This is a genomic window from Paenibacillus sp. JGP012, from assembly GCF_014203995.1.
Classification (GTDB): domain Bacteria; phylum Bacillota; class Bacilli; order Paenibacillales; family Paenibacillaceae; genus Paenibacillus; species Paenibacillus silvae.
The window spans coordinates 68,126-80,613 of record NZ_JACHKG010000010.1; the positions used below are offsets into that span (position 1 = coordinate 68,126).

The following is a 12,488-nucleotide window of genomic DNA, read 5'->3' on the forward strand; positions in this document are numbered from 1 at the left end:
GAAGTAAAAGAAACAGATAAAGGAGTGGTAGAGAAGCATGTCTGAACAACAGGTGAGAGAGGAATTGACCAAATACGCCCGTAAGGCGGTAGCTCAAGGACTGGTTGTTGGTCCAGGCGGGAACATTAGCGCGCGCTCAGATGGCACCATGCTCTTGTCACCGAGCGGCTTCGCGCTGGAGGAGCTGGAGCCGGATGAATGGATCGCCATTGATATAGAGACGGGAGAGACCTGTGCAGGGGCCGCACGTCCCTCATCTGAAGTGCTGATGCATCTGTTCAGCTATCGAGTGAATTCCGATATTCAGGCCATTGTGCACACGCATCCCGCATATACTATTGCACTAAGTCTTGTCTATGACAGCCTGCCGCATTTGTTCCCTGACCAGTCAGCACTGGTTGGAGATATCGGATTCGTACCTTACGTATTGCCGACAACCAAACTTCTGGCGGATGCCGTAGCTGCCAAAGTAACAGAGCACACAGCCCTTATCCTTGTCAATCACGGTCTGGTGACGACAGGCAAAAATCTGCGAGAAGCATATTACCGCACACAAGTGGTTGAAGAAAGTGCCAAGGTATATATGATCGCAAAGGCTGCGGGGGAACCCAAGGTTCTGACTGCCGAGCAATATAAAGAGATTCAGTCTCTTGAAAGTGAAGCCTACCGTGTGCAATTATTACAGCAGCTCAAGTCCTGATCTGATCATTTCACCGTTCATATTGAGACATACTGAATGCGTACAAGTGATTTCAGGAAGAAATCCGGTTCGTCAGAATGTGACATGATCAAGTCAGATTTCAACCTTTTTCTCGACAACTATTGCATAACCTGAAATACCGAGTATAATACTGGGTAAATAGAACGAAAAGGGGATGCAATAAACGATGAAAACATATGCTGAATTGAACTCACTTCTTGTTGACGATTATCTGGATCTCCTGAATATTGCAAAGCAGCTAGGTGATGAGGAGTGGAAGGACTCCATCCTGCAAGCCTTGAAGGAAGAAGTCGATTCCAACCATCACGTGGATTCCACCGAGGTGCGTCAGGATCTCTGGAATCAATTCGAGGATATTAACGAGCAGATGCACGATTTATTGATGCAGCTGAAACATACTGATTCTCCTGAGGACAAGGAACAGATCATTGAACTGATCTGGGGGTTGAAAATTGACCGGCATGCGATCACTCGCAAGCTCGAAACGATGAGCCGTGCCAGTGCAGGAACGCCAAAACCATAACGTTTGTCTAAGCTAAACAACCCGCACCCGCCTTGAGTTATACTCGAGGAAGTGGTGCGGGTTTTATTTTTTTCTTCAGCAGACTAGAACTGCTTGGCAAAATGCTGTGCTTCTTCGATTCCTTTTTGCTTGATCTCCTCCGCACGATCCTTGTACTGGTTATGACCTTCCACAAAAATACCATCCAGCTTGGGCACGCCCAGAAATGACATGATAATGCTTAGATAACGATGCCCGGATTCCATCTCGGCTGCAGGACCCTCAGAGTAAACGCCACCTCGTGCCTGGATGTGCAGTGCCTTTTTGTCTGTGAGCAAACCGATGGGGCCCTGCTCTGTATAACGAAACGTTTTGCCTGCTACACAGATGGAATCAATGTAGGCTTTCAATACAGGCGGGAATGAGAAATTCCACAGCGGTGTAACAAAAACGTACTTGTCGGCACTCGCAAACTGGTCGGAAAGCTCGTTCAGACGCTGAACTTTGTCCTGCTCCTCAGAGGTCAGGTCGCCGCCAGCCTGCAGCTTGCCCCACCCGCTGAATACATCCGCATCAATATGTGGAATGTTGGAACGGTACAGATCGAGATGAATGATTTCGTCAGATGCATGGCTTTGCTTGTAAGCCTCAATGAAAGCTTTTCCGGCAGCCATACTGAAAGAGGTTTGATGATCATGCGGATGGGCAGTAATGTACAAGAGAGTTGACATCCATATTTCCTCGCTTTCCGAATATATGTTCATTGACTGGAGTAGTATGCTATGGGTAGCTTTATTTTATTCACTATAGTTAGGGATTACCCGCAGCATGAGATGTATTTTGGCAAAATATAGTGATGGGATACTTAATATATGTATAATATATAGGACGAGTATTTTGGTGGAGAAAGCCCTGTAAAACAAGTGTGGTCAGGCTGGATCCGAGATGTTCCACGTTTTCTATTTTCAACGATAATAAGATGAGTGAGATGAATGCACATGGGAATGGACCTGGAGAAACAGCGTTTAAGCATTGAAGCGGCGAAATTGTATTACCAGTCCGATTACAGTCAGCAGGATATAGCTACAAGACTCGGGGTATCACGCCCGACCGTATCCAGACTGCTTCAATATGCCAAGGACCGGGGATATGTACGCATCGAGATTATGGACCCGCTTGAGGATATTGATATTATTGCGGGAGAGCTCAAGGCGAAATATCATCTGGAGACAGCACTTGTTTGTTTCGCACCACTCAAGAGCGATGAGGAGATTCAGAAGCATATCAGCAAGAGAGCAGCGGACTATTTGCAGGACACTGTGCAGGATGCGGACATTATCGGTGTGACTTGGGGAACAACGATGCATGCCGTGGCACGACAGCTCCGTCCCAAACAGGTCAAGGGTGTTGAAGTGGTGCAGCTCAAGGGGGGCGTAAGCCACTCCCATGTGAATACATATGCGGCGGAGATTGTGCATCTGTTTGCAGAAGCTTTTCACACGGTTCCAAGGTATTTGCCGCTTCCTGTTATCTTCGATAGCCTTGAAGTGAAGAAAATGGTTGAGGCCGATCGGCACATTGGACGAATTGTAGAGCTGGGAAGACAGGCGAACATTGCCATCTTTACGGTGGGAACGGTGAAGGAGGATGCACTTCTGTTCAAGCTTGGATATTTTAATGAGCAAGAGCAGCAGCTCCTGATGAAGTCGGGTGCCGGGGACATCTGTTCACGTTTTTTTGATGCGGAGGGGCATTTGATCAGCGAGGAGATTAACAGCAGAACGGTTGGAATTGATCTCGCGGAGTTACGGAATAAAGAGAAATCCATTCTTGTCGCCGGTGGTATTCGCAAAATAGAAGCGATCCATGCCGCCCTGAAGGGTCAGTACGCCAACATTCTTGTTACAGATCAGTACACAGCACAGGCTTTGCTTCGTTTATAGAGGGTTTCGTAAATGGTTTATGGTTCCGAAACTGAATAACCAGATCAACGATGACAACATCTGCCATGCACTAGGGCGGATGTTTTATTATGTAAAGCGGAAAATAAAACGAAAATAGTAGTGCTTCTATGTGTAACAAAATGTTCACGCTTCTATCCAAAAATTACACATGAACAAAAGTTCAAATTGATTTTTACATATGTTCATGGTAATGTAAGCATATAAGTTCACAGTTCACTTCAGATAAGGGAGAGATTGAATTGACTACAACACAATTGGCTAAAATGATCGACCACACGCTGCTACGTGCAGATGCAACCCGTAACGAAATTACCAAGCTGACAGAAGAAGCGAAGCAGTACCAGTTTGCATCTGTATGTGTTAACCCGGGCTGGGTGTCTTATGCGGCAGAGCAGCTTCAAGGCACAGGCGTTGATATTTGCACCGTTATCGGATTCCCGCTAGGAGCGTCCACAACCGAAACTAAGGCGTTCGAGACTAAAGATGCCATTGCCAAGGGTGCAACGGAAGTCGATATGGTGATCAACATCAGCGCATTGAAAGACGGAAACGATGATTACGTGGAGCAGGATATTCGTGCTGTTGTTGAAGCTGCAGCAGGTACGCTTGTGAAAGTAATTATTGAGACATCTCTGTTGACAGACGATGAGAAAGTACGTGCTTGTCAAGCGGCTGTCAGAGCCGGAGCAGATTTTGTCAAAACATCGACAGGCTTCTCTACAGGAGGAGCAACACCGGAAGATGTCGCTTTGATGCGTCGCACCGTTGGACCAGACGTGGGGGTAAAAGCATCGGGCGGCGTACGCAGCCTTGAAGATATGCAGAAAATGATTGAAGCTGGCGCTACCCGAATCGGGGCAAGCTCTGGTGTGAAGATCATGCAGGGCGGCGAGTCTACTTCGTCTTACTAAAGCTTGATTGTTTCCTGGACCTTGTCGTTATGAAGACAGGGTTCAGGAAGTTTGCAAGCTGGATGAATGGAGTACGCAAGGAGCTTTAATCAAAATCAAAGAAGTTCATGAAAATTGATTTATCGGCGAATGTTGTAAGCGCTTTAATGTATTTTCTGAAAAAATGAAATAGTGATATCCGATTTTCATACTTGAGGTTCAGTACCCTTTGAGCAGTTTATACAACGCTTGCTTAACGATCTTCAAAGGAGAGATAACATGAAATATCTTATAGCCATACTTGGATTACTCGTGGTGTTTGGACTGGCTTATATCGCGAGCAACGGCAAGAAACAGATTCGATACCGACCGCTTGCGGTTATGGTTGTTTTACAAATTATATTGGCCTATGCTTTGCTGAACACCGAAGTGGGGACATGGCTCATTGGCGGGTTTTCCACGGTATTTAAGAACCTGCTGGACTATGCAAACGAAGGGATTACCTTTGTCTTCGGCGGTTTAGTAAACGTTGGAGCAGAAGGCGGAAGTGGACCGTTTTTCCTGACTGTGCTCATGCCGATTGTGGTCATCTCTGCCTTGATTGGTATATTGCAGTATATCCGAATCCTGCCTTTTGTTATAAAATATATTGGTCTGGTATTAAGCAAAGTCAACGGAATGGGCAAACTGGAATCATATAACGCGGTTGCTTCGGCCATTTTGGGGCAATCTGAAGTGTTCATATCCGTGAAAAAACAAATCGGGTTACTGCCGAAACATCGGCTTTACACCCTCTGTGCCTCAGCCATGTCCACGGTATCGATGTCCATTGTCGGTGCCTATATGTCGATGATTGATCCGAAATATGTGGTGACGGCGCTTGTGCTCAACCTTTTTGGCGGTTTTATCATTGCTTCTATTGTGAACCCGTACCGGGTAACCGAGGAAGAAGATATATTGGAAGTGCAGGAAGAAGAGAAACAATCGTTTTTTGAAATGCTGGGTGAATATATTCTGGATGGCTTCAAGGTGGCGATTGTCGTTGCAGCGATGCTGATCGGTTTTGTCGCTCTGATTGCCTTGATTAACGGAATATTCAGCGCTGTGATCGGCATTTCGTTCCAGGAACTGCTAGGGTATGCATTTGCACCATTTGCCTTTGTTATGGGTGTCCCTTGGAAAGAAGCGATTCAGGCAGGAAGCATTATGGCTACCAAAATGGTGTCCAACGAATTCGTTGCCATGCTTGATCTGAGCAAACAGACAGCATTGTCTGCCAGAACAACAGGGATCGTATCCGTCTTCCTTGTATCCTTCGCCAACTTCTCCTCCATCGGTATTATTGCCGGGGCGGTGAAGGGACTCCATGAGAAACAGGGCAATGTGGTGGCCCGCTTCGGACTGAAGCTGCTTTATGGTGCATCGCTTGTCAGCGTGCTGTCTGCGATCATCACTGGACTGTTTTTGTAAGCCGGATTATTGGAAGGAGTGCTTAGATTATGTCAACATTCAAAAGAGTACATCTAATCGTCATGGATTCAGTAGGAATCGGTGAAGCGCCGGATGCGGCTGAGTTCGATGATTTTGACGTCGATACGTTTGGTCACATTGCACGTGAACGTGGAGGTCTGAACATGCCTAACATGGCAAGTCTCGGACTGTCTAACATTAAAGAAATTCAAGGTATTCCGGTGGCGGATAAACCTAAAGCGCATTACACCAAAATGCAGGAGGCTTCCCGTGGCAAAGATACGATGACAGGCCATTGGGAGATTATGGGTTTATACATTGACACACCTTTCCGTGTATTCGAGAATGGCTTCCCGGATGAGCTGATTCAGCGCATCGAAGAGAAGACAGGCCGCAAGGTCATTGGCAACAAACCAGCCAGCGGCACGGAAATTCTGGATGAGCTGGGTGCGGAGCATGTCGAAACAGGTGCTCTGATTGTCTACACATCGGCTGACTCCGTACTGCAAATTGCAGCTCATGAGGACGTTGTTCCGTTGAAAGAACTGTATGAAATCTGTGAGTTTTGCCGTGAAATCACACTTGAAGATCCGTACATGCTCGGCCGTATTATTGCACGTCCTTTCGTTGGAGAAGCCGGGAACTGGAAGCGCACGGCGAACCGTCATGACTATGCACTCAAGCCGTTTGGGCGCACAGTTATGAATGAGCTGAAGGATGGCGGCTTTGACGTTATTGCTTTAGGTAAAATCTCCGATATTTATGATGGCGAGGGTGTGACCAAAGCAGTTCGCACTGTCTCAAATATGGATGGCATGGACAAGCTGTCTGAAACGATGGATGAAGAGTTCACGGGTCTGAGCTTCCTGAATCTCGTTGATTTTGATGCGCTCTACGGCCACCGCCGTGACCCGCAAGGTTATGCGCAGGCACTTGAAGATTATGACGCACGTTTGCCTGAGATTTTTGCAAAAATGACCAACGATGATCTGCTGCTCATTACTGCCGACCATGGTAACGATCCAACTTACCGCGGCACAGATCACACGCGTGAATATGTTCCGCTGCTTGCATACTCCCCGCGCTTCAGCGAGGGTAAACAGCTGGAGCTGCGCAGCACCTTTGCAGACCTTGGTGCAACAGTAGCAGATAACTTTGGTGTAAAGCTGCCTGAATACGGCAAAAGCTTCCTGAATGATCTGAAATAACAATGAATGTCTGAACTGAATCGTAAGTGACTGAAAGTTTGGACTGTTCAAACTGATGCGGGCATTCATCATGGTGCCGGACTGCGGGAGTGATGTAAGAGGAAGTCTCTCCCGAGCCAGGCCGCCTATCGCAAATAACCATAGATAATTTTATATATTGGAGGAAATGACATGAGTACACATATTGGAGCAAAACCCGGAGATATCGCAGAAACGATCCTTTTGCCAGGAGACCCTTTGCGTGCAAAATACATCGCAGATACGTATCTTGAGGATGTCGTTTGTTACAACGAGGTTCGCGGAATGCTTGGCTTCACAGGTACATATCAAGGTCACCGGATTTCGGTGCAAGGTTCGGGTATGGGGATTCCATCCTTTGCGATCTATGCCAATGAATTGATCAGCGAGTATGGTGTGAAAAATCTGATTCGTGTAGGAACTTGCGGCGGTATGCAGGAGCATGTACGTGTACGTGACGTCGTGCTTGCACAAGCAGCATGCACGGATTCAAGCATAAACAAACATGTTTTCGGTGGATATGATTTCTCGCCAATCGCAACGTTCTCGCTGCTGAAGGAAGCTTACGACCGTGCGACAGCTAAAGGGATGAACATTCATGTCGGCAACGTGTTCAGCTCCGATTCCTTCTATCGGGATGACCGCTCCGTGACAGAAAAATTGATGAAGCACGGCGTGCTTGGTGTAGAGATGGAAACAACAGCGCTGTACACCATTGCTGCCAAATTCGGCGTGAACGCTTTGACCATCCTGACAGTAAGTGATCACCTGCTGACGGGTGAAGAAACTTCCGCAGAAGAGCGCCAAAAAACGTTCAACGACATGATGGTTGTGGCGTTGGAGACTGCAATTACACTGTAAATGAAGGGCCGATTCGGGCCGGGTGGGAGACAACAGCGATCGTAAGAACGACAGGAACGGCTGCGGCATAACACGTGTTACTTAACCAATCCCAAATGGATTAGATCGAAACTGTGTTGAAGCACGGAGTGGAGGAACCGGAATCGATTCTGGAGAAGCGAAGCGTGCGCCTTTGTCTCCCGAATTTCGACCATGGATAAGGTGATTCAAAGAAAATCGGGAGACAACAGCGCTCGGAAGAACGATCCGGAGCCGGAACGGATGATGCATTAACAGGTGTTCTGTTTAATCAATTTATCCCAAAGGAGAGATCATCATGAGAATGGTAGACATTATTGCCAAAAAACGTGACGGCAAAGAACTGACAACAGAAGAGATCGACTTTGTTGTTCAAGGATATACGCAAGGAGAAATTCCGGATTATCAAGTCAGCGCCTGGGCGATGGCTGTATTTTTCAAAGACATGACAGATAAAGAACGTGCAGATTTGACTATGTCTATGGTTAACTCGGGCGAAACAATTGACCTCTCTGCCATTGAAGGCATCAAGGTAGATAAACACTCCACCGGAGGCGTGGGTGATACAACTACACTGGTGCTTGCACCACTCGTCGCTGCACTGGATGTGCCTGTGGCGAAGATGTCCGGGCGTGGCCTTGGTCACACTGGTGGTACAACGGACAAGCTGGAATCTGTAGCGGGCTTCCATGTGGAGCTTGAAAAAGAAGAGTTTATCCGTCTCGTCAACGAGCATAAAGTAGCGGTAATCGGCCAAAGTGGCAACCTTACACCAGCGGACAAAAAGCTGTACGCACTGCGTGATGTAACGGCAACAGTTAACTCCATTCCACTGATCGCAAGCTCCATTATGAGCAAAAAAATTGCGGCAGGCGCAGATGCGATTGTACTCGACGTAAAAACAGGCGCTGGTGCGTTCATGAAAACAACAGAAGACGCGAAAGAGCTGGCACATGCGATGGTGAGCATTGGTAACAATGTCGGCCGTAAAACGATGGCGGTTATCTCGGACATGTCCCAGCCGCTCGGTCTCGCGATCGGTAACGCGCTGGAAGTGAAGGAAGCAATCCTTACCCTGCAAGGCAAAGGTCCTAAGGATCTGGAAGAGCTGTGTCTGGCACTTGGACGTCAAATGGTGTTCCTTGCGGGCAAAGCGGATTCATTGGAGCAGGCCGAAGAAAAGCTGAAAGAAGTCATCCACAACGGAAAAGCGCTGGAGAAGTTCAAACACTTCCTGGCAAACCAGGGCGGCGACGCTTCGGTCGTGGATCATCCAGATCGCCTGCCACAAGCCAAATATTTGATCGAGGTTCCAGCAGATCGTGACGGGTGTGTAGCTGGTATCGTTGCGGATGAGATTGGAACTGCGGCTATGCTGCTTGGTGCGGGTCGAGCAACCAAAGAATCCGAGATTGACCTGGCTGTTGGTTTGATGCTGAACAAAAAAGTAGGCGATGCAGTGAAAGCCGGCGAGTCTCTGGTCACTATTCATGCCAACCGTGAAGATGTAGAGGCCGTTATCGCAAAAATTAAAGAGAACATTACCATTGCTGACCATGCGGATGCACCGGTATTGGTACATGACATCGTAACCGAGTAAGAGGATAGCCGGGTAACTTAAAATAAAAGGCATTGCATTGCCTCAACCCGAATTGTGGGGATACAGGTAATATAACGAGACTTAAAAGACGGAGCAGCTTAATTCTGCCCGTCTTTTTAAGTGTTTTAAGTGGCGTCAGGAAGTGTAAGCGATCAGGCGACTCAGACAACACAAGCAACACAACCAAACGCTACTGGAGCAAGCAACCAAACCAACCAATCCACCTCCAGCAATCCAACCAACCGAAGTGACCAATCTCTACCCCCAGCAATCCCCAATCAATGCAAGCAGCTAATCCGACCTAAGTAACTCAATCAACGCAAGCAACCGATCCGACCCAAGCAACTCAAGCAACCAATCTAACCCAAGCAATTCGATCAACACAAAGAACGTAAACAGTGTGACCTCTAACTAGTGGTGTGCAAAATGATTGGGATGAACCCGCTGGAGGCAACTTGTTACTCCTAACGATTCCCAGAAACGCTATTTGGGTGTTTTCATGCGTTTTTATTTTGTAACAATTTCAGGAAACCCTATTTCCGTAGAATGGGGAGAAAAGTGGCATTTTTGTTGTGTTTTAAGTGAAATAAGGCTCCTGTGATTCGTTACAATTTCCTGAAGCACATATTCACGCAAATAAGCTCTTCTCGATTCGTTAGAATGAATGAAGTGTGTGAAGTGAAACCGCTGATGAGAGTTACTTGTTTTTCAGCCTAATAAGGATTTCACTTCTGCGCGCTCAGAATCTTATCGTATGTTTTCACGGAATCTGCACTGGTGTAGATGTATGGACTGGCCGGCTGATTGATTGGTGTCACGTTTGTTGCTCGAATCTCCATCGTATCCTTTCCATCCACTTGAGCGGAACCAATTGTACCGCGGACTTGAACCCAGCTGTCCTTGGTCAGCCTGCTCGCTTCCGGCACATGAATCATCACACCAAACGGAGCCGCATCTGCCGGACAGCACATGACGAGGAAACGCCCCAGCGCAAAATGAGAATCATGCTCCATGCTGTCATCCCGATATACGAAGCCGGTAAGTATAATTTCCTTGCCTGCGAATTGGCGCTGGAACATATCAATCGTGCCAAGTGTTTCTGAAAATATTTGCGGGTATACCTGAATGACAGGCTGTGCATATAACCTTTTTGCCAGCTCAGCGAACTCACGGCTGTATTCATCGGGAGGTACAAACTGTACACTTGCAGGGGCAGCGGGCAGACCTGCTGACGCTTGGGGAACAGGCAACCTCACGTCCTGCACGTTCAAGCGAGGCGAGGCAGCGGGCAGCGGCTCTTTACGCCGAATCTCAGGTGCTGCATATGTCAGGGACATGCCTTTCTGAGTTGCCATTGAACTGCCCAGAGCCTGATCCGGCAGCAGAAAACCGAGCAATAACGGGAGTGCAATCAAACCATACACCATCGAACTGCGCAAAACTCCGGAAGGTGGAGGGTGCTCACACCCGCATTGCATTTCATTTCTGTCAAAAAGAGCATGCCAGGCCATAATGACAGCAATAAAAATGAACGGAATGACACAAGCGAGCAGCAGCTTTTGCAGAGTTGGAGCCAGATAATAATGCAAGGCGTTGCTTGAATGGAGATGTATGATATACCCAGCCAGACTGCCAATCCAGCCTGCACGTATGAGAGAATGCCACTGAATCACATTTGATTTTGAGAAAAAGCTCCTGTTCATCGCATGATTTCCGTAGCCCACAAATTTCACCCTCTCTCTATCAGCATTTTTTCAAAAACGGTGGAATCATAACCTGAAGATAAATAGTTAATGGCATTAATCATTAATGTGATGAACCATTTTTAATATTGAACTATTCTATATTCCATTTTCAACGTTCCGTATTTTTATCGCTATTCTTAATTCCGTACAACTCAATCTCAAATCCCCGCTTCATCCAAAGAAATTCACCAGCCACGACCCGGCAAAGACCAGTATAACAATCGCTACACTTAATCCAATGACAAAGCGGGTGCGGAAGGTAGAGAGCAGCATCAGCGTGCTTTTGAAATCCAGCATCGGCCCGAGCACAAGGAAGGAAATCAGCGGGCCCAAAGCAAACGTATGGGAGAAAGCCGAAGCCACGAAAGCATCTGAAGTTGAGCACAGGGACAGCACATAAGCAAACCCCATCATAAATACATACGACGCAACAGGGCCGTTCCCCAGCGCAATCAGATCACTGCGACTCACAAACGTCTGAATACACGCTGTAATCAGCGCGCCAATCACCAAATATTTGCTCATATCAACGAACTCGTCACCTGCATGAATAAAAAAGCTGCGCCAGTCCTTTGGATGTGTATGATGATGATCATCGAAGCCATCATGCGAGTTAGTGTGAGTGTGTGAGTGTGAATGTGAGGGAGAAAAGGCCATTTTGAAGCCTGGATGTGTCTTCACTTCGGTTGTCACACCTTTGGGTGAGCGGAGCGGACTGCGTTTAACAAACACATAGACGAGTCCACCAACAGCAGCAGCAACAGCAAAGGCAAGCCCCATACGAGCAATTGTAATTTCTGGATGATTGGGAAATGCGAGCAGGGTGGCGGTGAACACAATCGGATTGACAACAGGCCCGCTGAGGATAAACGTAACCGCAATATACACAGGCATGCCTTTACGCATAAGTCGGCGTACGACAGGAATCATACCGCATTCGCAGATTGGAAAAATAATACCGAGCAGCCCGGCAACTAATACGCCGCCAACGGGATGTTTAGGTGTAAGTCTGCGCACCATTTCTTCCGATACAAACCACTGCATAAGAGAGGACAAGAAAACACCCATCAGCAGAAAGGGGGCCGCCTCCAGAAAAATACTGACAAACACCGTTTTTATATTTTGCAAAGCTTCGCTATTCCAGACCCGACTCAGATCAGGAGCAAATGTGATGATGACCGGGACCACAAATGCACATGGAACCAGGAAGGTTAGAAGCTTCAAACTGGCTGCCATTCTCATGAAAAGACCTCCGTCACTAGAACTTTGCTAGAATATATGCTTGTACGTGCTGTAACATACATCGTTCTGACCTGTAAATCAACAATTTTACGATTAAACAATTCTCGTTCGTCACGCACTGGTTGACAAGCAAAAGTGAAGTAAGGTATAGTTTCTTGTGTATTAATCGTAATAATTACGATTAATACACGTCTCAGATATATTTTTGAAACAGAAGCAGTACCCGAAAAACATGATGAATTACACATA

11 protein-coding genes are annotated in these 12,488 nt (G+C 47.1%); 8 read left to right on the forward strand and 3 right to left on the reverse strand.

Annotated elements, in window-relative coordinates; all coding sequences use genetic code 11:
* Nucleotides 1–37 precede the first annotated feature (37 nt).
* Together HNR77_RS14255 and HNR77_RS14260 are read left to right on the forward strand one after the other, a co-directional pair.
* Nucleotides 38–700 (forward strand): class II aldolase/adducin family protein, encoded by a 663-nt coding sequence (locus HNR77_RS14255; RefSeq protein WP_184185353.1) that lies wholly within the window; start codon nt 38–40, stop codon nt 698–700.
* A gap of 187 nt (nt 701–887) precedes the next feature.
* A complete protein-coding gene (locus HNR77_RS14260; RefSeq protein WP_184185355.1) occupies nt 888–1,244 on the forward strand; it encodes a hypothetical protein in 357 nt (118 codons plus the stop codon).
* 83 nt (nt 1,245–1,327) lie between these two features.
* Here HNR77_RS14260 and HNR77_RS14265 read toward each other — a convergent pair whose 3' ends face one another.
* On the reverse strand, nt 1,328–1,954 hold the full coding sequence (locus tag HNR77_RS14265; RefSeq protein WP_184185357.1) for an FMN-dependent NADH-azoreductase: 627 nt from the start codon (nt 1,952–1,954) through the stop codon (nt 1,328–1,330).
* 273 nt (nt 1,955–2,227) lie between these two features.
* On the opposite strand from HNR77_RS14265, the gene HNR77_RS14270 reads away from it, so the two are divergent.
* The 6 genes from HNR77_RS14270 (at nt 2,228) to HNR77_RS14295 (ending at nt 9,252) form a co-directional block, all read left to right on the forward strand.
* A complete protein-coding gene (locus tag HNR77_RS14270) occupies nt 2,228–3,166 on the forward strand; it encodes a DNA-binding transcriptional repressor DeoR (RefSeq protein WP_184185637.1) in 939 nt (312 codons plus the stop codon).
* A 284-nt stretch (nt 3,167–3,450) separates the two neighbouring features.
* Entirely contained in the window at nt 3,451–4,098 is a 648-nt protein-coding gene (deoC, locus tag HNR77_RS14275) for a deoxyribose-phosphate aldolase (RefSeq protein ID WP_184185640.1), read from the forward strand.
* A 258-nt stretch (nt 4,099–4,356) separates the two neighbouring features.
* Nucleotides 4,357–5,547 carry a NupC/NupG family nucleoside CNT transporter gene (locus tag HNR77_RS14280; RefSeq protein ID WP_184185359.1) on the forward strand — a complete coding sequence of 397 codons (1,191 nt, stop codon included), beginning with the start codon at nt 4,357–4,359 and terminating at the stop codon, nt 5,545–5,547.
* Nucleotides 5,548–5,576: 29 nt separating this feature from the next.
* Nucleotides 5,577–6,755, forward strand: coding sequence for a phosphopentomutase (gene deoB, locus HNR77_RS14285; RefSeq protein ID WP_184185361.1), 1,179 nt, complete (start codon nt 5,577–5,579; stop codon nt 6,753–6,755).
* Nucleotides 6,756–6,926: 171 nt separating this feature from the next.
* Nucleotides 6,927–7,634, forward strand: coding sequence for a purine-nucleoside phosphorylase (deoD, locus tag HNR77_RS14290; RefSeq protein ID WP_184185363.1), 708 nt, complete (start codon nt 6,927–6,929; stop codon nt 7,632–7,634).
* Nucleotides 7,635–7,950: 316 nt separating this feature from the next.
* On the forward strand, nt 7,951–9,252 hold the full coding sequence (locus tag HNR77_RS14295; protein ID WP_184185365.1) for a pyrimidine-nucleoside phosphorylase: 1,302 nt from the start codon (nt 7,951–7,953) through the stop codon (nt 9,250–9,252).
* A gap of 725 nt (nt 9,253–9,977) precedes the next feature.
* Here the strand turns inward: HNR77_RS14295 and HNR77_RS14300 are convergent.
* Together HNR77_RS14300 and HNR77_RS14305 are read right to left on the reverse strand one after the other, a co-directional pair.
* Nucleotides 9,978–10,925, reverse strand: coding sequence for a TIGR03943 family putative permease subunit (locus HNR77_RS14300; protein ID WP_311768621.1), 948 nt, complete (start codon nt 10,923–10,925; stop codon nt 9,978–9,980).
* Nucleotides 10,926–11,168: 243 nt separating this feature from the next.
* Nucleotides 11,169–12,239, reverse strand: coding sequence for a permease (locus HNR77_RS14305; protein WP_184185368.1), 1,071 nt, complete (start codon nt 12,237–12,239; stop codon nt 11,169–11,171).
* Between the last annotated feature and the right edge of the window lie 249 nt (nt 12,240–12,488).